This window comes from Streptomyces sp. S3(2020) (assembly GCF_013044505.1).
In the GTDB taxonomy this organism is placed as follows: Bacteria; Actinomycetota; Actinomycetes; order Streptomycetales; family Streptomycetaceae; genus Streptomyces.
This window is the reverse complement of the sequence record NZ_JABERD010000173.1, coordinates 1-20,624: the sequence shown is the minus strand read 5'-3', so window position 1 is coordinate 20,624 and position 20,624 is coordinate 1. Positions and strand designations below refer to the sequence as shown.

Sequence of the window (20,624 nt, the reverse complement as noted above, 5' to 3'; positions counted from 1 at the left end):
CCGAGATCTACCGTTTCCCCTGCGTCGGCGGCGTCAGAGGTGTAAAAGGGACAGCCTCCAGACCGTCGTGGCCACGGCGGCGGCCGACCTGGCGGCACGCGGCATCGAGCCGCCGATGCTGCGGTCGGGGAACGTGGACGGGGGGCTGGCGTGGAACGCGCGGGTCTTCGAGGAGTACGGGGACCGGATCTTCTACCGGCGTTAGGGCCCCTCAGAGCTTGCTCGTCCGCCCCGCCTCGAAGTAGTGCCCGCCCGCCAGATCCGCGAGCAGCCCCGCCTCCTCCGGCTTCCAGCCCAGCCGCTGCTGTGTCAGGGCGCTGGACGCCCGGAGGTCGAGGGAGGCGAAGTGGCCGATCCAGCCGAAGTGGGCGGCGGCTTCGGCGTGGGAGACGTGGACGACCGGGACGTCCAGGCCGTGGCCGATGGCGGTCGCGAGGGCGTGGAGGGGCACGCCCTCGTCGCCGATCGCGTGCAGGCGGACGCCCGCCGGGGCCTTCTCCAGAGCCAGCCGGAACAGCCGGGCCGCGTCGAGGCGGTGGACGGCGGGCCAGTGGTTGGTGCCGTCGCCGACCACGGCCGACACACCCCGGTCGCGGGCGATGTCGATCAGCCGGGGGACGAAGGCGCCGTCGCCGTGGCCGTGGACGGACGGCGGGAGGCGGACGAGCGAGGCCCGTACGCCACGGTCGGCGAGGGCGAGGGTGGCTTCCTCGGAGGGGATGCGGAAGGGGGCCACGGATTCCGGGACGGCCGGGTCCTCCTCCGTGGCGAACGTGCCCGGCGCGACCAGGAACACCGAGGTCGTCACGAAGGGCTTGCCGGTGCCTTCGAGGGCCGCGCCCATCGCCTGGACGGCGCGCAGGTCGATCGCGCCCGAGGCGGCGATGTCGGAGAAGTCGTGCCGGAAGGCCGTGTGGATGACACCGTCCGCCGCCGCGGCGCCACGGCGGAGGCTGTCGGGGTCGTCGAGGTCGCCGCGGTGCACCTCGGCCCCCGCGGCGGTCAGCGCCGCGGCGGCGGAGTCGGAGCGGGCGAGGCCGACGACCTGGTGGCCGGCGTAGAGGAGTTCACGGACGACGGCGGAGTCGACGAAACCGCTGGCGCCGGTGACGAGAACGCGCATGGTGGTGCCTCCGGAAGACGGGGTTTCGGGATGGCTCCAGCCTCCTGAACGCCACCCCGCCGCGTCCAAAGCCTGTTTCGGATACGGCAATGCGATACAGGCATCACCGCAGATAAGGTCGGCGAATGGTCGACTCTCTGGATCCCCAGGTCTCCGCTCCCGACCTCGATCTCCGCCTCGTCCGGTACTTCACGGCTGTCGCCGAGCACCGCCACTTCGGCCGCGCCGCCACCGCCCTGCACATCACCCAGCCCTCCCTGAGCCGGCAGGTGCAGCAGCTCGAACGGCAGCTGGGCGCCCGGCTCCTCGACCGCTCCCCGCGGGGGACCCGGCTGACCGAGGCGGGCGAGGTGTTCCTGCCCCGGGCGAAGGCGCTGTTGCGCTCGGCGGCACAGGCGGCCGCACACACGCGTGCCGCCGCCGAACCGCACCGGATGACGGTCGGCTTCACCTCGGGGCTCATCGTCACCCCGGCGGTCCGCGCGCTGCGCCACCGGCACCCGGACGCCGAAGTGCAGACCGTCCACCTCAAGTGGGACGACGTACGCCCGGCGCTCCTGGACCACCAGGTGGACGCGGTCGTGACCCGGCTGCCGTTCCCCACCGAGCGGCTGCATGTGACGGTCCTCTACGACGAGCCGCGCGTCGTCGTCGTGCCGCTGGACCACCGGCTGGCGGGCAAGGAGTCCGTCACCCTCGACGACATCGCCGACGAGCCGCTGCCCCGCGTCGCCGACCCGGTGCGCAACGCCTTCTGGCGCCTGGAACCGCGCCCGGACGGCCGCCCGGCGCCCGACGGTCCGCTGATCGACGCGATCGAGGACAAGTTCGAACTCGTGGCCGCCGGCGAGACCGTGGCCCTCGCCGTCGAGTCCGTGGCCGGAGTGCTGCGCCGCGACCTCACCACGGTCCCGCTGGTGGGCGTCGAGCCGAGTCATGTCGTCGTCGCGACCAGGGCCGACGACCGGGGCCGCCTGGTGACGGCGTTCCGCGGGGCGGCGCGCGAGCACCTCACCGCCGGCGGGTGAGGACGGCTCCCGGATCCTCGTACGAAGATCGGGATTGAGGTGTACGCGCGGCGGGGAAGTGGATCTCGTGTCTGATGTTCGAATAGAGCCCGCCGTGGGCGACGCCATGCTGGAGCAGTGGCGATACGTCCACAACGTGATCGTTCCGGCCGACGAGCTGGATCTCGCCACGGTGCGGGAGCGCGGCGCGCGGAACCGGCTGGCGAACGCGTACGCCGGTGACGTGCTCGTCGGGTGCTCCACCGTGCGGCCCCCGCGGGACGGGGCGGTGACGGTCATCGCGCGCGTGCTGCCCGCACACCGACGGCAGGGGTTCGGGACGGCGCTGTACGAGAACGGGCTCGCCCACGCACGCGTGCTGGGCGCCACCGCCATCGAGACCTGTGTCCTGGCCGTCAACGAGGACGGCCTGCGCTTCGCCGAGAGACACGGATTCACCGAGGTCGAACGCTATGTGCTGCCGCCGGAGACCGACCTGTGGGTCGACCTCAGGCTGGATCGGGCACCGTAGACACAGCGGCGGCGTACAACGATTCCCCCAACTTGCGGGAACCCGGTGTGTGCTGCGTCACGTTCCAGTTAGATGATTGCAAGTGAGCGAACCGACGTGTCGTACGGACGGACGCAGCCTGCAGGGGGTCCAGGTGAGTGCTTCGCGGCGTAGTGGGACCACCGACGAGCTGGGGCCGAACGAGCCCGAACAGCCCGACGGCACGGATCTGCTCGCCGCCCTGCTCGACGGCATGGACGCGGCACTGTGTGCATTCGACGCCGACGGCGTCGTCACCCACTGGAACCGCGAGGCCGAACGGATCCTGGGCTGGACCGCCGCCGAGGCGGTGGGGCGGCAGGGGTTCGCCGGGTGGGCGGTGCGCAGCGCGGACGCCCAGGAGGTCGAGGGGCGGCTGCTGTCCGCCATGCGGGCTCCCGGGCGGCAGGTGCACGAGTTCGCCCTGCTGACCAAGGACGGCGGCAGAGTCCTCGTACGGACCCAGTCGGCCGCCGTACGCGGAGCCGACGGGAAGCCGGCCGGGGTGTACTGCGCCTTCAGCGAGGTGCACGCGCAGATCGACCTGGAGCGGTCCATCGCGCTCAGCGAGGCGCTGTTCGAGGACGCCAGCTGGGGTGTCGTGCTGGTCGACGCCGACCTGCGGCCGGCCGTGGTGAACGCGCACGCCGCCCGCGCCCTCGGTACCGGCCGTACGTCCGTCCTGGGACGGCCCCTCGGGGAACTGCTCGCGCAGGGCGTGGAGGAGCTGGAGAGCGCGCTCACCCATGTGCTGGCCGAGGGCGCGCCGCCCGCGCCCGCCGAGATCTGGGTGAGCGTGCGGACACCGGAGGGCGAACAGCGGCGCTGCTGGCGCTGCGGCTTCGTACGCCTGGCCTCGCCGCTCGCCGAGGAGCCGGTGCCGCTGGGCGTCGGCTGGCTCTTCAACGACGTCACCGAGGCCAAGCAGGCCGAGCAGGAGGCGGCACTCCTCCGCTTCCGCACCAACCAGCTGCACCGCGCGGCCCGCGCCGCCGCCGAGTGCGAGGACCCGTCCGAGGCCGCCACGGTCCACCTGGACTTCGCCCTCGCCGGCTTCGCCGACCACGCGCTGATCGACCGGGTGGCGGGAGACCCGGCCGCCGAGTCGGACGGACCCGTACGGCTGGTGCGCGTCGCGGCGACCCCCTCCGGGGCGCCCGGTCCGAGCCTGCTGACCGGACAGGCCGGACTGCCCGTGCGGTACGCCGAGGGGCACCCGGCACTCCAGTGCGTGGACCGCACGGGCGCTGTACGGGCCAGCGTGGGGGCGGTACCGCCCGAGAGGGCCCGCGAGTGGGCCGCGGCCCGGCAGTGGCCGCACGACGCCGTACACGCGCTCTGCGCGGTCCTGCGGAGCCGGGGCCGGACCCTCGGGGTCGTGACGTTCCTGCGGGGGGCCGGGCGGAGTCAGTTCGAGCGGTCCGACGCGGTGTACGCGGAGGACGTGGCCGTGCGGATCGCTTCGGCGCTGGATCTGGCGGGGGTTCTGCGGCGGTGAGGCGAGCGTCGGCTCGGTGGGGCGAGGCCGGCGTGTGCTTCCTGTAGCAGCAAGATCGGCTACGCGTTCGAGGCTTTGGGGTTCTTCGCACTAATGAGCGCAGCTCGTCCGCAATCGTCTCCTGGACGGATCTTGGTCAGTAACTTCGGTCCCGTACTTCGGAAGGGAGGTCAGTCGCTCCCCGACCCCAAGGTCGTCGGCTGACCAGCCCGAGTCATCGTGATCCGAGAGATCAGGGAGGTGCCCCGATGACTACGTTTCCTGCAGGCGAGCAGACCCACCAAGCTGTACTTCCTCAGCAGCTTGCACTGGAATCCGTGGGAGCAGACACCCCTGGGAGCAGGGACGAAACGGCTCACGGACACCCCGCCATCGCGCGGGGCACCGGCAGGGAACATGGGCGAGGGGAGACCGACGGACACGGCACCGAAGCCCGTCGGCGTCACGCCAAGGCAGAGAACGGGAGCGGTGACGCTCCCACGCCGGACCGGTCGTACACGGGTGGCGTCGGCGCAAGCCGAGTCTTCGTCCTCGCCAAGCACGGGCAGCCGCTCATGCCCTGCCACCCCGCCCGCGCCCGCGAACTCCTGGGCAAGGGAAAAGCGGTAGTAGCCCGGCAAGTACCTTTCACCATCCGACTGAAGGACCGCACGTTCGCCGAGTCAGAAGTCGACGGCGTACAACTGCGCATCGACCCAGGCTCCAAAGGCACGGGCCTCGCTCTCACCGACGAGAAGAAGCAAGTCAACGGACAAGGCACCGTAGTCACCGCCAGGCGAGGGCTGATCTCGGTCGAACTCCAGCACCGCGGCGACCAGATCCGCATGTGCATGCAACAGCGCGCCGGCTATCGACACAGAAGGCGCTCCGCCAACTGCCGCTACCGAGCACCACGCTCGAACAACCGAACCCGCCCCACAGGATGGCTCCCGCCCTCCTTACGCCACCGAGTCGAAACCATCGTCTCCTGGACAGCCCGGCTGTGCCGCTACACGCCGGTCACCGAGATCCATGTAGAAAACGTCGCCTTCGACACCCACGCCATGAGCGCTGCCAGACCCCTCAATGGAGCGGAGTACCAGCAAGGGCCCCTGGCTGGAACCGAAGCCCGTGCCTACCTGCGTGCCAAGTGGAACAACGCCTGCGCCTACTGCGGCGCAACCGGCGTACCCCTGAACATCGATCACGTCAGACCCCGCAGCCGAGGTGGCTCAAACCGTATCTCCAACCTCGTCCTGGCCTGTGTCCCCTGCAACAAGGCCAAGGACAACACCCCCGTCGAAGTCTTCCTCGCCCACCAACCCGACCGCCTCACGAAAATCCTCCATCAAGCCAAAACGCCACTCCATGACGCGGCCGCCATAAACGCGACCCGCTGGCAGCTCACGGAGGCGCTGAGTGGCCTTGGCCGCCAAGTCCACACCTGGTCGGGCGGACGTACAAAGCGGAACCGCAGTGCCATGGGGCTTGCCAAGACCCACACCTTGGACGCGCTCTCTGTCGGGCGTCTGGATCACGAGAGCGGCGACGCGCTCGTACGTCTTCCGGGGCAGGTTCTCGTCGCCAAAGCAGCTGGGCGCGGTTCCTACGCCCGTACGACCCCGGACCGCTTCGGCTTTCCCCGTCTTCAGCGGGCTCGCGTCAAGCAGCACTTCGGGTACGTCACGGGAGATCTCGTACGGGCCACCATGCCGACCGGGAAGTGGGCGGGCACTTGGACCGGCCGCATCTCGGTTCGAGCCAGGGGACAGCACAGCCTCACAACGCCGGAGGGACGGATCAACGTCTCCCACTGGAATCTGCGACTGCTCCAGCGGGGCGACGGATACGGCTACTCACTCCGGCAGGAAGCCGCGCCGTAAACATCCCGGAAAATCGGTTGAGCGGTCTCTGATCGGTTCCTAGGGTGTGCCCTACGTAGGAAAGGAGGTGATCGGGTAAATGAGTGAAACCCGGACGCGCGAGGTGGCTGCGGGCTAGCGGCCTGCCACCACACCAAGTGCGGTGCCGGACCAGCGTGGGCGAGAAACACGCAGCCGGCCAATCCAACGCAGTCACCCGACCCGCAAGCTCGCCGGTACGTCCGGCCGGCTCCCCCACTCAGACGGTGGGAACCCGAGCTTGCGGGTCGTCTGCGTTCCTGGAGGATTTACGGGAGTGATCTGCGCCACCCGCGTTTTTCGCGGCGCGCAGTACTCTGACCTCATGCTTTCGCTCGTTCGACGCCGCCACGTGGACTACGTCCGCGTCACGAGCATGGGCTGTCGACGCTCTGTCTGAGCTTCCGGCCCCTTTCACGGCGCGGCTGCCCGCTGCCGTTTCTCCTTTTCTCCCTCTCATCTTTCTGTGGACGAACTCCATGACGAACGTGTCGACGAATCCGTCGTACCAGCAGCTCCCGATCATCGATCTCTCCGCCGCCGATCGCGGTCCCCAGGCCCGTGCGCTGCTGCATGCGCAGCTGCACAGTGCCGCGCACGACGTGGGGTTCTTCCAGCTTGTCGGGCACGGGGTCCCGAAGGGCGAGATCGATGCCCTGGTCTCCGCCATGCGTCGGTTCTTCGCTCTTCCCGAGGACGAGCGACTCGCCCTCGACAATGTCCGCTCGCCGCACTTCCGGGGGTACACGCGGACCGGGGACGAGCGGACCGGGGGCAGCAGGGACTGGCGGGACCAGCTCGATATCGGGGCTGAGCGGGAGGCTCGGATACCCGGGGCCGATGAGCCCGCGTACTGGTGGCTCCAGGGGCCCAACCAGTGGCCCGGCTCGCTGCCCGAACTGCGGACCGCCGCGCTGGGGTGGATCGCGCGGCTCAGTGGGGTCGCCGAGCGGTTGCTGCACGAGCTGCTGACCGCGATCGGGGCGCCCGCGGACTTCTACGACCCGATCTTCGGGGCGCGGGCCCATCCGCATCTGAAGCTCGTGCGGTATCCGGGGAGTGCCGGCGACGGTGCCGATCAGGGGGTCGGTGCGCACAAGGACTACGGGTTCCTGACCCTGCTGCTCCAGGACCAGGTCGGCGGGCTCCAGGTGCAGCGCGAGGACGGGCTGTTCCATGAGGTGCCGCCGGTGGAGGGGGCCTTCGTCGTGAATCTCGGTGAGCTGCTGGAGGTGGCCACCGACGGCTATCTCGTCGCCACCAATCACCGGGTGGTGTCGCCGCCCGGGGCGACCGAGCGGTTCTCCGTGCCGTTCTTCTACAACCCGCGCCTCGACGCGCGCGTGGAGCCTCTGACCTTCCCGTACGCCTCCGCCGCGCCGGGGGTCACCGATGACCCCGGCAACCCGCTGTTCGCGGAGTACGGCTACAACGAGCTGAAGGGCAAGCTGCGGGCGCATCCGCTGGTGGCGGAGCGGCATCACGGCACCTTGCTGTCTCCGGCCTAGATCAACGCGCCTCAAAGGGGCGCGGGGAACTGCGCGACCAGCCACATCGCACCCGCAGTCGCCCGCGCTCCTCGGACACCTCTCTCAGTAGGCGATGTCCTCATACCCCGAGACATCCTGAGGCTGCCGCGAACCCGGCCCCACGTAGCGCGCGGACGGCCGCACCAGCCGCCCCGTCCGCTTCTGCTCAAGAATGTGTGCCGACCATCCCGCTGTCCGCGCACACGAGAACATCGACGTGAACATATGGGCCGGGACTTCAGCGAAGTCCAGGACGATGGCCGCCCAGAACTCGACGTTGGTCGCGAGGACGCGGTCGGGGCGGCGGGCGTGCAGTTCGGCGAGGGCTGCCTTCTCCAGTGCCTCCGCGACCTCGAAGCGGGGCGCGCCCAGGTCACGGGCGGTGCGGCGGAGCACGCGCGCGCGGGGGTCCTCGGCGCGGTAGACGCGGTGGCCGAAGCCCATCAGGCGCTCGCCCTTGTCCAGCGCCTGCTTCACATACGCCTCGGCGTCCCCCGTGCGCTCGATCTCCTCGATCATGTGGAGGACGCGCGAGGGGGCGCCGCCGTGCAGCGGGCCGGACATGGCTCCGACGGCGCCGGAGAGCGCGGCGGCGACGTCCGCGCCGGTGGAGGCGATCACGCGTGCCGTGAAGGTGGACGCGTTCATGCCGTGCTCGGCGGCGGAGGTCCAGTACGCGTCGACCGCGGCGACGTGCTTGGGGTCGGGTTCGCCGCGCCAGCGGATCATGAAGCGTTCGACGACGGACTGGGCCTTGTCGATCTCGTTCTGCGGGACCATGGGGCGGCCCTGGCCGCGGGCGGACTGGGCGACGTAGGACAGGGCCATGACGGCCGCCCTCGCGAGGTCGTCGCGGGCCTGGGCCTCGTCGATGTCGAGGAGGGGTTTCAGGCCCCAGACGGGGGCCAGCATCGCGAGTGCGGACTGGACGTCCACGCGGATGTCGCCGGAGTGCACGGGGATGGGGAAGGGCTCGGCGGGCGGCAGGCCGGGGCGGAAGGCGCCGTCGACGAGCAGGCCCCAGACGTTGCCGAACGAGACGTGGCCGACCAGGTCCTCGATGTCGACGCCCCGGTACCTCAGGGCGCCGCCTTCCTTGTCCGGTTCGGCGATCTCCGTCTCGAAGGCGACAACTCCTTCGAGACCGGGTACGAAGCCAGGGTCGAGGTCGGACATCAGGCGGCTCCTCGTGATGTGTGCGACGGGTGGCGCCGGCGGATCCACGGCTTGTGCGGGGCTCGCGGTCCAGGGCGGTCTCCCCGGTGATGCCCCGTACGGTCGCCGGTCACCCAAGGGGGATGGCATCTGCACCATATCCCCGAGTGCCACCTTTGGGCAGTGGGAGCGGCACTCAGTGCCACCTTCAGTGGAGTGACGTTCGATACGGCAGGATGACCGCGTGACCGACGCCGTCTTCCCCGACCCCGCCTCGATGCGCAAGCAGTACCGGGCCGAGGGGCTCTCCGAGAGCGATCTCGCCGCCACGCCCGTGGGGCAGTTCGCGCGCTGGTTCAAGCAGGCCGCGACGGAGGCCCAGCTGTTCGAGCCGAACGCCATGGTGGTCTCCACGGCGGACGCGGAGGGCCGGCCGAGCTCGCGCACGGTGCTGCTGAAGCAGTTCGACGAGCAGGGGTTCGTGTTCTACACGAACTACGACTCCCGCAAGGCGCGTGACCTGTCCGGGAATCCGTATGTCTCGCTGCTCTTTCCGTGGCATCCGATGGCCCGGCAGGTCGTCGTCACGGGTGTCGCGCGCCGTACCGGGCGGGACGAGACCGCCGCGTACTTCCGGACCCGGCCGCATGGTTCGCAGCTCGGGGCGTGGGCCAGTGCCCAGTCGTCGGTGATCGGCACACGTGCGGAGCTGGAGGCGTCGTACGCCGAGCTGGAGGCCCGCTATCCGGAGGGCGAGCAGGTGCCGGTGCCGCCGCACTGGGGTGGTTTCCGGGTGGCTCCGCGGGCGGTGGAGTTCTGGCAGGGCCGGGAGAACCGGCTGCACGACCGGCTGCGGTACGTGGCGGAGCCGGACGGGAGTTGGCGGGTGGAGCGGCTCAGTCCCTGAGTGCCGTTTCCAGCAGTCGGGTCCATTGGGTGACGACCTTGTCCCGTCGCCCTTTGTCGTCCGTGAGGAGATTCGCCAGGCCCAGGCCACGGGCCATGTCCAGGAGGCCCTGGACGGTCTCCCGTACCCCTGGCCTGGACTCGTCCGCGTCCAGCAGGTCGACGGCGATGCGGTGGGTCTCGCGGCCGACGCGGGCCTCCAGTTCGGTGACCTGGGGGCGCAGTTGGTCCTCGTTGGACGCGGCGACCCACAGGTGCAGGGCCGCCCGGAACAGGGGGCCGGTGTAGAGGTCGACCAGGGCGGCGACGACCACGCGCCGGTCGCCCGCGGCGCCTTGCGGGAACAGGGCGCGGATCGCGCCGGAGCGTTCCTCGGCGACGTACTCGACCGCTGCCGTGAACAGGTCCTCGCGGGTCGGGAAGTGGTGCTGGGCGGCGCCTCGGGAGACGCCCGCGCGTTCGGCGACGACCGACACCGTGGAGCCCGCCCAGCCGTGTTCGGCGAGGCAGGCCACGGCGGCTTCCAGGAGCCGCTGCCGGGTGGCCCGGCTGCGGTCCTGTTTGGGAGTGCGTTCCGCCCGGTCGCCGACCGTGCTCACAGCGCCCATGCGGGGTCCCGTCGTTCTAGGAAGGCCGTCATGCCCTCGCGGGCCTGAGCGGAGGAGAACAGGCGGGCCGAGAGTGCGGTGAGGTCGGCCGCGTCCCGGTCGAAGGCTTCCAGCACCCTAGCGGTGAGCAGCTGTTTCGTCTCCGCCAGGGCTTCGGGAGCCGCCTTGCGGAGGCCGTCCAGGATGGGTTCCAGTACGTCGTCCACGTCGTCGCCGGTGGCCGTCAGGAGGCCGATGCGGGCGGCCTCGGGGGCGTCGAAGCGTTCGCCGGTGAGGTAGTAGCGGGCGAGGGCGCGGGGGTCGGTGCGGGGCAGCAGCGGCAGGGAGATCACCGCGGGGGCCACCCCGATCCGTACCTCCGTGAAGGCGAAGCTCGACCCGGTGGACGCCACGCCGATGTCGCAGGCCGCCAGCAGGCCGAGTCCGCCCGCGCGGACGTGCCCGGTGACCCGGGCCAGGACCGGTTTGGGCAGCTCGACGATCTGCCGCAGCAGTCCCACCAGCGCGTCCGGGTCGGGCGGGTCCTTGAGGTCGGCGCCCGCGCTGAACGTGTTCCCGGTGTGGGTGAGGACGACGGCGCGTACGTCGGCGTCCTTCTCCGCCTCGGTGAGGCCGGCCGCCAGCTCCCCCACCAGCGCCGCCGACAGGGCGTTGCGGTTGTGGGGCGAGTCGAGGGTGAGGGTCTCGATGCCACGCGCGCGTGCGCGGCCGGTCGGTGTCACTGGAGCTCCCTCAGTCGGCGGCGCAGGATCTTTCCGGAGGCGGCCCGTGGCACCCCTTCGATGAAGGTGACCTGGCGGACGCGTTTGTAGGGGGCGACGCGTTCGGCGACGTACATCATGACCTCTCCTTCGGAGAGGTCGGTGCCGGTGGGCTGGCGGACCACGTACGCGTGCGGGACCTCGTTGCCGTCGTCGTCGTAGACGCCGACGACGGCGGCGTCGGCGATGCCGGGGTGGGTGAGGAGGAGGGCTTCGAGTTCGGCCGGGGCGACCTGGAAGCCCTTGTACTTGATGAGTTCCTTGACCCGGTCGACGACGAACAGCCAGCCTGCGGCGTCGACATGGCCGACGTCGCCGGTGTGCAGCCAGCCGTCGGGGTCGATCATCGCGGCGGTGGCGTCGGGGCGGCCCAGGTAGCCCTTCATGACCTGGGGGCCGCGGATGAGGATCTCGCCGTCCTCGGCGACGCCGACGTCCTTGTCGGGGTCGTCGAGGGAGACGACGCGCATCTCGGTACCGGCGATGAGGCGGCCGACCGTGCCGGGGGGTGCCTCGCGCATGGCGCTCAGGGGGACGACGTGGGTGCCGGGCGAGAGTTCCGTCATGCCGTACGCCTGGCCGACGGGCGGCAGGTCCAGGCGCCGCGAGCAGGCCTCGGCGAGGGCGGCGTCCAGGGGGGCGGCGGCGCTGACGATGTACTGGAGGGACGAGAGGTCGTACTCGGCGACCAGCGGGTGCTTGGCGAGGGCCAGGACGATCGGCGGGGCGACGTACAGGCCGGTGATGCGGTGGTTCTGGATGGCCGCGAGGAAGGTCTCCAGGTCGAAGCGGGGCAGGACGACGACGGTGGCGCCGTTGCGCAGGGGCCCGTTCATGAGGGCCGTCAGGCCGTAGATGTGGAAGAAGGGCAGCACGGCGAGGATGCGGTCGCCGGGGCCCGTCGCCAGGGCGGGTGAGAGCTGCGCGAGGTTGGTGGCTATCTGGCGGTGGGTGAGCATGACGCCCTTGGGCATGCCGGTCGTGCCCGAGGAGTACGGCAGTGCGGCGACGTCCTCCACGGGGTCGATGTCGACGACCGGTTCCGGGGCCGTGGAGCCGAGCATGTCGAGGAGCGAGCGGTGTCCTGGCGCGCTGTCGCAGACGAAGATCTCCTCTACGCCGCCGGCGAGTTCGGCCGCCCGGCGGGCCGTCTCCAGGAGCGGGGAGACGGTGACGATCCAGCGGGCCGCGGAGTCCTCCAGCTGCTTGGCGAACTCCTCGGGCGTGGCCAGCGGGTGCACGGTGGTGACGGAGGCCCCCGCGCGCGTGGCGGCGTAGAACGCCGTCGGGAAGGCGACCGTGTTGGGGCTGTGCAGCGCGAGCACGTCCCCCTTGGCCACCCCCGCCTCGGCGAGACCGGCGGCGACGCGCCGGTGGAAGGCGTCCAGTTGGGTGTAGGTGAGGGTGGTGCCGTCCGTGCCGTCGACGAGCGCGGGGCTGTCGCCGAACTCGGCGGCCCGGCCCAGGACGGCCTCGTGGATGGGGAGTTCGACGGGTGGGACGTCTGCGTACTCGCTGCGGAACACGGTTCCTCCAAGACGGCCTAGTACGACTTGGGCAGGCCCAGGGTCTGGTGGGAGACGTAGTTGAGAATCATCTCCCGGCTCACCGGAGCAATACGAGCCACGCGCGCGGCGGTTATCAACGACGCGAGCCCGAACTCCCGGGTCAGGCCGTTTCCGCCGAGGGTGTGCACGGCCTGGTCGACCGCCTTCACGCAGGCCTCCCCCGCCGCGTACTTCGCCATGTTGGCGGCCTCGCCCGCGCCGATGTCGTCGCCCACGTCGTAGAGATGGGCCGCCTTCTGCATCATCAGGCGGGCCAGTTCCAGGTCGATGTGCGCCTGCGCCAAGGGGTGCGCGATGGCCTGGTGGGCGCCGATCGGGGCGTTCCAGACGGTGCGGTCGCGGGCGTACTCGACGGCTTTGGAGAGCGCGTACCTGCCCATGCCGATCGCGAAGGCGGCCGTCATCACGCGTTCGGGGTTCAGCCCTGCGAAGAGCTGGAGCAGGCCCGCGTCCTCGTCTCCGACGAGTGCGTCGGCGGGGAGGCGTACGTCGTCGAGGGTCAGCTCGAACTGCTTCTCCACGGCGTTGAGTTCCATGTCGATCTGGCGGCGGCCGAAGCCGGTCGCTTCGCGCGGGACGATGAAGAGACAGGGCTTCAGGCTGCCGGTACGGGAGTCTTCGGTGCGGCCGACTATGAGGGTGGCGTCGGCTATGTCCACGCCGGAGACGAAGACCTTGCGGCCGGTGAGGAGCCAGTCCCCGGTGTCCCCGTCCCGGCGTGCCGTGGTCGTGATGCGGTGGCTGTTGGAGCCTGCGTCGGGTTCGGTGATGCCGAAGGCCATGGTGCGGGTGCCGTCGGCGAGGGCGGGGAGCCACTCCTGTTTTTGGGCGTCCGTGCCGAAGCGGGCGATCACTGTGCCGCAGATGGCCGGGGAGACGACCATCATGAGCAGGGGGCAGCCTGCGGCGCCCAGCTCTTCGAGCACGATGGAGAGTTCGGAGATGCCGCCGCCCCCGCCTCCGTACTCCTCGGGGAGGTTGACGCCGAGATAGCCGAGCTTGGCTGCTTCGGACCAGAGTTGCTCGCGGTCGTAGGTGCGGCCGTGGCGTTTACCCAAGGCGGCTACGGCTGCGCGGAGAGCTTTGTGCTCATCGGTTTCGATCGTGGGCATGTGGCTCCTTCGTTGTGGCTGGTCGCGCAGTTCCCCGCGCCCCTAGGTGTCCTGGACTACCGCCAGCAATGAGCCGACGGTGACTTGGTGGCCGAGTGCCGCGTGCAGGGCCGTGAGGGTGCCTGTGAGGGGAGCCGTGATCTTGTGCTCCATCTTCATTGCCTCCAGCCAGAGAAGGGGCTCTCCTGCCTTCACAGGCGCTCCCACGGCCAGGCCCTCGGCGATTCTGACCACCGTGCCCGGCATGGGGGCCACCAGGGAGCCGGGGACGAGTTGGGCCGCGGGGTCCGAGAAGCGGGGCAGCGGCCTCAGTCTCGTCGCGTTGACGTACACCTCGTCGCCGTACCTCGACACCTCGAACTTGCGCCGCACGCCTTCCACTTCGAGTACGACCAGATGCGCGTCCGCGTGGACGACCCGCACCCCGTCCGCCTCCAGGCCGTCGCGTGTGTGGCGGTAGCGGGCCTCGTTCTCCTCGCCCCCTGCCTCGTAGCGCTTGACCTGCGGCTGCGAGGAGACGTTCCGCCAGCCGCCGAAGCGGGAGCGACCGTAGGTGTCGGCGAGGGCGGCGGCCAGGGGGGCGTACGGGTCAGGGAGTTGGGGTGCCAGCACGGCGAGGTGGCGGTCGTAGAACGCCGTCGTCATCGCCCCCGACGTGAACTCCTCGTGCCGCAGGCTCCGTACCAGCAGGTCCCTGTTGGTCGTCGGGCCGTGGATCGTGGTCCGCTCCAGCGCGCCCGCCAGTTTGCGCAGTGCCTCCGCGCGGGTGGGGGCGTGGGCGATGACCTTGGCGAGCAGGGGGTCGTAGTGGACGCCGATCTCGGTGCCGTCGTCGTAGCCGGTGTCGAGGCGGACGGTGTCCGGGACGGTCAGGCGGTGGAGGGTGCCCGTCTGGGGGGTCCAGTCGGTCGAGGGGTCCTCGGCGTAGAGGCGGGCCTCGACGGCGTGGCCACGCGCGCGTGGGGGGCCGTCCGTGTCCAGCGCGCCGCCCTCCGCCACCGTGATCTGGAGGGCCACCAGGTCCACTGCGAACACCGCTTCGGTCACCGGGTGTTCGACCTGGAGGCGGGTGTTCATCTCCAGGAACTGCGCCTTGCCGTCGGCGACCAGGAACTCGACCGTGCCGGCGCCCACGTAGTCGACCGCGCGGGCGGCGCGTACGGACAGCGCGTGCAGCTCGGCCACGAGTTCCTCGGACAGGCCGGGTGCCGGGGACTCCTCGACGACCTTCTGGTGGCGGCGCTGGAGGGAGCAGTCGCGGGTGCCGAGCGCCCAGACCGTGCCGTGGGTGTCGGCGAGGATCTGGACCTCGACGTGACGGCCGTTCTCGATGTACGGCTCCAGGAAGACCTCGCCGTCCCCGAAGGCGCTCGCGGCCTCGGCGCGCGCGCCCTCCAGTGCGGCGTCCAGCTCATCCAGGCGGCGCACGATCCGCATCCCGCGCCCCCCGCCGCCCGCGGCCGCCTTCACCAGCAGGGGAAGATCGGCCTCCGTGGGCTCCCCCAGCGGTACGAGGCCCATCAGTTCCTTCGCGCGCGTCTTGGACGCCATCGCCTCGATCGACGACGGGCTCGGGCCGATCCACACCAGCCCCGCGTCCAGGACGGCGCGTGCGAAGTCCGCGTTCTCGGAGAGGAAGCCGTAGCCGGGGTGCACGGCGTCCGCGCCGGCCTCGAGCGCCGCCTTCACGATCAGGTCGCCGCGCAGATACGTCTGGGCGGGGGTGGCCCCCGGCAGCCGTACCGCCGTGTCGGCCACGCGCGTGTGGAGGGCGTTCGCGTCGGCGTCCGAGTGCACGGCGACCGTCCGGATCCCCCACTCACGGCAGGTACGGAAGACGCGGCAGGCGATCTCGCCGCGGTTGGCGACCAGAACGGTTCCGATCACGAAGGATTCTCTTTCCACTAGATCACCGCAACCATCAATTGAGGAACCACGACGGCGAGCAGCCAGGTCCGCGAGAGCGGCGGCGGTTTGGCCGCAGAAGGGGGCCCCTCACATCCGGAAGACGCCGAAGCCGCCGCGCGCACCTTCGTACGGCGCCGTGTGGATGGCCGACAGGCACAGGCCGAGGACGGTGCGGGTGTCGCGGGGGTCGATGACGCCGTCGTCGTAGAGCCGCCCGGACAGGAACATCGGCAGCGACTCGGACTCGATCTGCTGCTCCACCAGGGCCCGCAGAGCCGCGTCCCCCTCCTCGTCGTAGGGCTGTCCCTTGGCCGCCGCCGACTGCCGGGCCACGATCGAGAGGACGCCGGCGAGCTGCTGCGGGCCCATGACGGCCGACTTGGCGCTGGGCCAGGCGAACAGGAAGCGGGGGTCGTAGGCCCGCCCGCACATGCCGTAGTGCCCGGCGCCGTACGAGGCCCCCATCAGCACGGACAGGTGGGGGACGCGGGAGTTGGACACCGCGTTGATCATCATCGCGCCGTGCTTGATGATGCCGCCCTGCTCGTACTCCTTGCCGACCATGTAGCCGGTGGTGTTGTGCAGGAAGAGGAGCGGGATGTCCCGCTGGTTGGCCAACTGGATGAACTGGGCCGCCTTCTGGGACTCCTCGGAGAACAGCACGCCCTGCGCGTTCGCCAGCACGCCGACCGGATAGCCGTGCAGCGAGGCCCACCCCGTCGTCAGGCTGGTCCCGTACAGCGGCTTGAACTCGTCGAAGTCGGAGGCGTCGACGATCCGGGCGATGACCTCGCGGGGGTCGAAGGGGGTTCTCAGATCGCCGGGAACGATGCCGAGGAGCTCCTCGTTGGAGTACTTGGGCGGTTCGACGGGACCCGGATCGTCGTACGCCTTGCGGTGGTTCAGGCGTGCCACCACTCTCCGCGCCTGCCGCAGCGCGTCCTGCTCGTCGACTGCGAAGTAGTCCGCCAGACCCGACACACGCGCGTGCATCTCGGCACCACCCAGCGACTCGTCGTCGCTCTCCTCACCGGTCGCCATCTTGACCAGCGGCGGCCCACCGAGGAACACCTTCGCCCGCTCCTTGACCATGATCACGTGGTCGGACATACCGGGGATGTAGGCGCCCCCGGCGGTGGAGTTGCCGAACACGACCGCGACCGTCGGGATCCCGGCGGCCGAGAGCCGGGTCAGGTCGCGGAAGATGGCCCCGCCCGGGATGAAGATCTCCTTCTGGGAGGGCAGATCAGCGCCCCCGGACTCCACGAGGCTGATGCAGGGCAGCCGGTTGGCGAGGGCGATGTCGTTGGCGCGCAAGGCCTTCTTCAGGCTCCACGGGTTGCTGGCGCCGCCCCGCACGGTCGGGTCGTTCGCGGTGATCAGGCACTCCACGCCCTCGACGACCCCGATGCCGGTGACGAGGGAGGCGCCGACCGTGTAGTCGCTGCCCCAGGCGGCGAGCGGGGACAGTTCCAGGAACGGGGTGTCGGGGTCGAGGAGCAGCTCGATGCGTTCGCGGGCGAGCAGCTTGCCGCGCCCGCGGTGCCGTTGGACGTACTTCTCGCCGCCGCCCGCGAGGGCCTTGGCGTGCTCGGCGTCCAGTTCGGTGAGCTTGGCGAGCATGGTCTCGCGGTGGGCGCGGTAGTCGGGTCCGTTGGTGTCCAACGCCGACGACAGGACGGTCACAGCAGCTCCTCCGGGATGTCCAGGTGGCGGGAGCGCAGCCATTCGCCGAGGGCCTTGGCCTGCGGGTCGAAGCGGTGCTGGGCGGCGACTCCGGCGCCGAGGATGCCCTCGACGACGAAGTTGAGGGCGCGCAGGGCGGGGAGGGGGTGCCGGGTCACGTTCAGGTCCGCCGTTTCCGGGAGGAGTGCGCGGAACCGGTCGACGGTCAGGGTGTGCGCGAGCCAGCTCCAGGCCTCGTCGGTCCGGGCCCAGACGCCCACGTTGGCGTTCCCGCCCTTGTCGCCGCTGCGGGCGCCGACGACGAGGCCGAGCGGGGCGCGACGCGTGGGCCCTGAGGGGAGGGGAGCGGGCAGGACGGGCTCCGGCACGTCTTCGAGTACGAGGGTCTCCTGGGCCGGTGCCACAGGGACCCGCCGCCCGTCATGGAGGACCGCCACATGTGCGACGGCGCCATGGGGGACGTACACATCCTCGAAGACCCCGTAGGGCGCGCCCTTTCCCGGTGGGGCGAGCACATGGAAGCCGGGGTAGCTGGCGAGCGCGAGCTCGATGGCGGCCCCGCTCAGGGAACGCCCGACGACCTCCTGGTCCGGATCCCGTACGACGAGCCGCAGCAGCGCGCTCGCGGTCTCCTCGGTGTCGGCGTCGGGGTGGTCGGTGCGGGCCAGATCCCAGCGGACGTCGGCGGCCTTGGCGAGCACGGGATCCATCTGCTGCCGTACCAGGGCCGCCTTGTCCTCGATGTCGAGGCCGGTCAGCACGAAGGCGACCTCGTTGCGGAAGCCGCCGAGCCGGTTGCGGCCGACCTTGAGGGTGGGGGGCGGGGGTTCGCCCTGGACCCCGTCGACACGGACTCGGTCGGGGCCGTCCTGGGTGAGGCGGATCGTGTCGAGGCGTGCGGTGACGTCGGGGCCCGCGTACCGGGCGCCGCCCGTCTCGTACAGGAGCTGCGCGGTCACCGTGCCGACGTCGACGAAGCCGCCGGTGCCGGGGTGTTTGGTGATGACCGCCGTGCCGTCCTCGTGGAGTTCGGCGAGGGGGAAGCCGGGTCGCCGGACGTCCCCCTCGCGGAAGAACGAGTAGTTCCCGCCGGTCGCCTGTGTCCCGCACTCCAGCACATGCCCGGCGACGACGGCCCCCGCCAGCCGGTCGTACTCCCTGGGCCCCCAGCCGAAGTGCGCGGCGGCGGGCCCGGTGACCAGCGCCGCGTCCGTCACCCGCCCGGTGACCACGATGTCGGCGCCCTCGCGCAGACAGGCGGCGATGCCGAAGCCGCCGAGGTAGGCGTGGGCGGCGAGGCTGCCGGGGTGCTGGGCGGTGAGGTCGTCGCCCTCGACGTGGGCGACACGGACGGGGATACCGAGCCGGTCGGCCAACTCCCGTACGCGGTCGGCGAGTCCGGCGGGGTTGAGGCCACCGGCGTTGGTCACGAGCTTGACGCCCCGCTCGTGGGCGAGGCCGAGGGATTCCTCCAGCTGGCGCAGGAAGGTGCGGGCGTAGCCGGCGCCGGGGTCCTTCAGGCGGTCGCGGCCGAGGATGAGCATGGTCAGTTCGGCGAGGTAGTCGCCGGTGAGGACGTCGAGTTCGCCGCCGGTGAGCATCTCGCGCAGCGCCTCGAAGCGGTCGCCGTAGAAGCCCGAGGCGTTGCCGATACGCAGCGTGCTCATCCGGCCGCCCCCTTCGGCGGGCGGCCCTCGCCCGGTGGGCCCGCGAAGGCCTGGGCGATGTCGAGCCAGCGGTCGGCGTCGGCGCCCTCGGTGCGCAGGGCCAGGTCGGTGCGGTGGGCCCGGTGGGTGACGAGGAGGCAGAAGTCGAGGGCGGGGCCGGTGACGTGGTCGGTGGCGTTCTCCGGTCCGTAGCTCCACAACTCGCCCGAAGGCGCGGTGAGTTCGACGCGGAACTCCTCGAACGGCGGGGTCAGTCCGTGCACGCCGAAGGAGTAGTCGCGGGTGCGGACGCCGAGGCGGGCGATGTGGCTCAGCCGGTCGGTGGGGGTACGGGTCACGCCCAGCGCGTCCGCCACGTCCAGGCCGTGGGCCCAGGTCTCCATGAGGCGGGCGGTGGCCATGGAGGCGGTGGACATGGGCGGGCCGTACCAGGGGAAGCGGGCGCCGTCGGGGGCGGCCCGCAGGGCGTCGGCCAGGTCCTCGCGTCCGGCACGCCAGTAGGCGAGCAGCCGCGCGGGAGGCTTCCCGGCGCCCTCCTCCGCACCGTTGTCCACGAAGTCCCCGGGTGCGGCGAGCGCCTTCTCGACCTCGTAGGTGAAGGCCTTCCGGTCGGTCACCGCCAGCAGGGAGGAGTGGTCGGTCCAGGCGAGGTGGGCGATCTGGTGGGCGATGCTCCAGCCGGGGGCGGGCGTCGCGAGCGCCCACTGCTCGTCGCTCAACTCGGCGACGAGCAGGTCGAGTTCCTCGCTCTCGGCACACAGATCGTCGATCACGGGCGTCGGGTCTGCCATGGGGCGAGGATGTCAGCGACCCCAGAAACAATCAAGCGTGCTTGCATGAATATTTACGCCGGGGTTTTCCCGACGGGGCCATCCCGCCGGGGTTTTCCCGGCGGAGCCGTCACATCTCCCCGTTCCGCTCCGTCAGAGCAGTGACGGCACGGAAGCGGGACGCACGGAAGGGTGACGAGGATGAGCACGGACAGGAAGATCGCGGTGGCCGGGGCGACCGGGCGGCTCGGACGGCATGTGGTGGACGTCCTGACGGAGCGCGGCCACCAAGTCGTCCCCCTCTCCCGTTCCACCGGTGTGGACATCGAGTCCGGCGCCGGGCTCGCCGAGGCGCTGGAGGGCGTGGAGATCGTGATCGACGCGGCGAGCACGCCGTCGCCCGACGAGCGGGTGGCGACGGAGTTCTTCACCGCGGCGGCCCGCAATCTGCACGAGGCCGGGGCGAAGGCGGGGATACGGCGGCTCGTGGTCGTCTCGATCATCGGCATCGACGGCTCGGTGGCGGGCTACAACGCGGCCAAGCTCGCACACGAGCGGGCGGTCCTGGCGGGACCGGTGCCGGCGCGGGTGCTGCGGGCGGCGCAGTTCCACGAGTTCGTGGAGCAGCTGGCGCAGTGGGGGCGGCGGGGCGACACCGTGTACGTGCCGAAGATGCGCACGCAGCTGGTGGCGGCGCGGGCGGTCGCCGAGGCCCTGGCCGACCTGGCGCTGACGGAGGACGACGTGTCCTCCTCGGCACCGTTCGCCGAGGTGGCGGGGCCGCGCGAGGAGAGCCTGGAGGAGGCGGTACGACTCCTGCTGCGGTCCCGCGGCGACACGGCGACCGTCGTCGCGGCGAGCGACCCGGCCAACCCGGACCGGGAGCTGTTCGAGAA

17 protein-coding genes and 1 pseudogene are annotated in these 20,624 nt (G+C 71.0%); 8 read left to right on the top strand and 10 right to left on the bottom strand.

Going from position 1 to position 20,624, the window contains the following annotated elements:
• Positions 1-205, top strand: a pseudogene (locus HLK59_RS36895) (SIS domain-containing protein); the annotation flags it as partial.
• A gap of 6 nt (positions 206-211) precedes the next feature.
• On the opposite strand, the gene HLK59_RS36890 reads toward HLK59_RS36895, so the two are convergent.
• Positions 212-1,123: an SDR family oxidoreductase gene (locus HLK59_RS36890; protein ID WP_171145985.1), complete on the bottom strand. Its 912-nt coding sequence runs from the start codon at positions 1,121-1,123 to the stop codon at positions 212-214.
• A gap of 125 nt (positions 1,124-1,248) precedes the next feature.
• Between HLK59_RS36890 and HLK59_RS36885 the strand changes: the two genes are divergently transcribed.
• The 5 genes from HLK59_RS36885 to HLK59_RS36865 all read left to right on the top strand — a co-directional run bounded on the left by HLK59_RS36885 (position 1,249) and on the right by HLK59_RS36865 (position 7,566).
• Positions 1,249-2,151 (top strand): LysR substrate-binding domain-containing protein, encoded by a 903-nt coding sequence (locus HLK59_RS36885; RefSeq protein ID WP_171145984.1) that lies wholly within the window; start codon positions 1,249-1,251, stop codon positions 2,149-2,151.
• Between the two features lie 67 nt (positions 2,152-2,218).
• Positions 2,219-2,662, top strand: a complete 444-nt coding sequence (locus HLK59_RS36880; RefSeq protein ID WP_346779896.1) for a GNAT family N-acetyltransferase — start codon at positions 2,219-2,221, stop codon at positions 2,660-2,662.
• Positions 2,663-2,795: 133 nt separating this feature from the next.
• Positions 2,796-4,178, top strand: coding sequence for a PAS domain-containing protein (locus HLK59_RS36875; protein WP_171145983.1), 1,383 nt, complete (start codon positions 2,796-2,798; stop codon positions 4,176-4,178).
• Positions 4,179-4,426: 248 nt separating this feature from the next.
• The gene (gene iscB, locus HLK59_RS36870; protein WP_171145982.1) at positions 4,427-6,040 is read left to right on the top strand and encodes an RNA-guided endonuclease IscB; all 1,614 of its coding nucleotides are present in this window, start codon (positions 4,427-4,429) and stop codon (positions 6,038-6,040) included.
• Positions 6,041-6,537: 497 nt separating this feature from the next.
• Entirely contained in the window at positions 6,538-7,566 is a 1,029-nt protein-coding gene (locus tag HLK59_RS36865) for an isopenicillin N synthase family oxygenase (RefSeq protein ID WP_171145981.1), read from the top strand.
• Between the two features lie 84 nt (positions 7,567-7,650).
• Here HLK59_RS36865 and HLK59_RS36860 read toward each other — a convergent pair whose 3' ends face one another.
• Positions 7,651-8,763: a citrate synthase 2 gene (locus HLK59_RS36860; protein ID WP_171145980.1), complete on the bottom strand. Its 1,113-nt coding sequence runs from the start codon at positions 8,761-8,763 to the stop codon at positions 7,651-7,653.
• Between the two features lie 256 nt (positions 8,764-9,019).
• Here HLK59_RS36860 and pdxH point away from each other — a divergent pair, with 256 nt between their 5' ends.
• Positions 9,020-9,649, top strand: coding sequence for a pyridoxamine 5'-phosphate oxidase (pdxH, locus tag HLK59_RS36855; RefSeq protein WP_171145986.1), 630 nt, complete (start codon positions 9,020-9,022; stop codon positions 9,647-9,649).
• Here the strand turns inward: pdxH and HLK59_RS36850 are convergent.
• From HLK59_RS36850 to HLK59_RS36815, 8 genes are all read right to left on the bottom strand, one after another.
• Positions 9,639-10,256, bottom strand: a complete 618-nt coding sequence (locus HLK59_RS36850; RefSeq protein ID WP_171145979.1) for a TetR/AcrR family transcriptional regulator — start codon at positions 10,254-10,256, stop codon at positions 9,639-9,641. The two genes, pdxH and HLK59_RS36850, sit on opposite strands and share 11 nt — an antisense overlap.
• The gene (locus HLK59_RS36845) at positions 10,244-10,978 is read right to left on the bottom strand and encodes an enoyl-CoA hydratase family protein (RefSeq protein WP_171145978.1); all 735 of its coding nucleotides are present in this window, start codon (positions 10,976-10,978) and stop codon (positions 10,244-10,246) included. The genes HLK59_RS36850 and HLK59_RS36845 overlap by 13 nt, the downstream gene beginning before the upstream one ends.
• On the bottom strand, positions 10,975-12,543 hold the full coding sequence (locus HLK59_RS36840) for a 4-coumarate--CoA ligase family protein (RefSeq protein ID WP_171145977.1): 1,569 nt from the start codon (positions 12,541-12,543) through the stop codon (positions 10,975-10,977). The genes HLK59_RS36845 and HLK59_RS36840 overlap by 4 nt, the downstream gene beginning before the upstream one ends.
• A 17-nt stretch (positions 12,544-12,560) precedes the next feature.
• On the bottom strand, positions 12,561-13,697 hold the full coding sequence (locus HLK59_RS36835; RefSeq protein ID WP_171145976.1) for an acyl-CoA dehydrogenase family protein: 1,137 nt from the start codon (positions 13,695-13,697) through the stop codon (positions 12,561-12,563).
• 42 nt (positions 13,698-13,739) lie between these two features.
• On the bottom strand, positions 13,740-15,584 hold the full coding sequence (locus HLK59_RS36830) for a biotin carboxylase N-terminal domain-containing protein (RefSeq protein ID WP_171145975.1): 1,845 nt from the start codon (positions 15,582-15,584) through the stop codon (positions 13,740-13,742).
• 108 nt (positions 15,585-15,692) lie between these two features.
• Positions 15,693-17,291 (bottom strand): carboxyl transferase domain-containing protein, encoded by a 1,599-nt coding sequence (locus tag HLK59_RS36825; protein WP_171145974.1) that lies wholly within the window; start codon positions 17,289-17,291, stop codon positions 15,693-15,695.
• Entirely contained in the window at positions 17,288-18,958 is a 1,671-nt protein-coding gene (locus HLK59_RS36820; protein WP_171145973.1) for an acyclic terpene utilization AtuA family protein, read from the bottom strand. Before HLK59_RS36820 ends, HLK59_RS36825 begins: the two co-directional genes overlap by 4 nt.
• Complete coding sequence (locus HLK59_RS36815) at positions 18,955-19,749, bottom strand: TIGR03084 family metal-binding protein (RefSeq protein ID WP_171145972.1); 795 nt, start codon at positions 19,747-19,749, stop codon at positions 18,955-18,957. Before HLK59_RS36815 ends, HLK59_RS36820 begins: the two co-directional genes overlap by 4 nt.
• A 180-nt stretch (positions 19,750-19,929) precedes the next feature.
• Between HLK59_RS36815 and HLK59_RS36810 the strand changes: the two genes are divergently transcribed.
• Positions 19,930-20,624 (top strand): NAD(P)H-binding protein (locus HLK59_RS36810; RefSeq protein ID WP_171145971.1); only part of this gene is annotated, 695 nt, incomplete at its 3' end.

What these genes read in the sequence shown, in the direction of transcription:
- HLK59_RS36890 (WP_171145985.1), bottom strand. Translation starts at nt 1,123, where the DNA reads ATGCGCGTTCTCGTCACCGGCGCCAGCGGTTTCGTCGACTCCGCCGTC.
- HLK59_RS36885 (WP_171145984.1), top strand. Translation starts at nt 1,249, where the DNA reads ATGGTCGACTCTCTGGATCCCCAGGTCTCCGCTCCCGACCTCGATCTC.
- iscB (WP_171145982.1), top strand. Translation starts at nt 4,427, where the DNA reads ATGACTACGTTTCCTGCAGGCGAGCAGACCCACCAAGCTGTACTTCCT.
- HLK59_RS36865 (WP_171145981.1), top strand. Translation starts at nt 6,538, where the DNA reads ATGACGAACGTGTCGACGAATCCGTCGTACCAGCAGCTCCCGATCATC.
- HLK59_RS36860 (WP_171145980.1), bottom strand. Translation starts at nt 8,763, where the DNA reads ATGTCCGACCTCGACCCTGGCTTCGTACCCGGTCTCGAAGGAGTTGTC.
- pdxH (WP_171145986.1), top strand. Translation starts at nt 9,020, where the DNA reads ATGCGCAAGCAGTACCGGGCCGAGGGGCTCTCCGAGAGCGATCTCGCC.
- HLK59_RS36850 (WP_171145979.1), bottom strand. Translation starts at nt 10,256, where the DNA reads ATGGGCGCTGTGAGCACGGTCGGCGACCGGGCGGAACGCACTCCCAAA.
- HLK59_RS36835 (WP_171145976.1), bottom strand. Translation starts at nt 13,697, where the DNA reads ATGCCCACGATCGAAACCGATGAGCACAAAGCTCTCCGCGCAGCCGTA.
- HLK59_RS36820 (WP_171145973.1), bottom strand. Translation starts at nt 18,958, where the DNA reads ATGAGCACGCTGCGTATCGGCAACGCCTCGGGCTTCTACGGCGACCGC.
- HLK59_RS36815 (WP_171145972.1), bottom strand. Translation starts at nt 19,749, where the DNA reads ATGGCAGACCCGACGCCCGTGATCGACGATCTGTGTGCCGAGAGCGAG.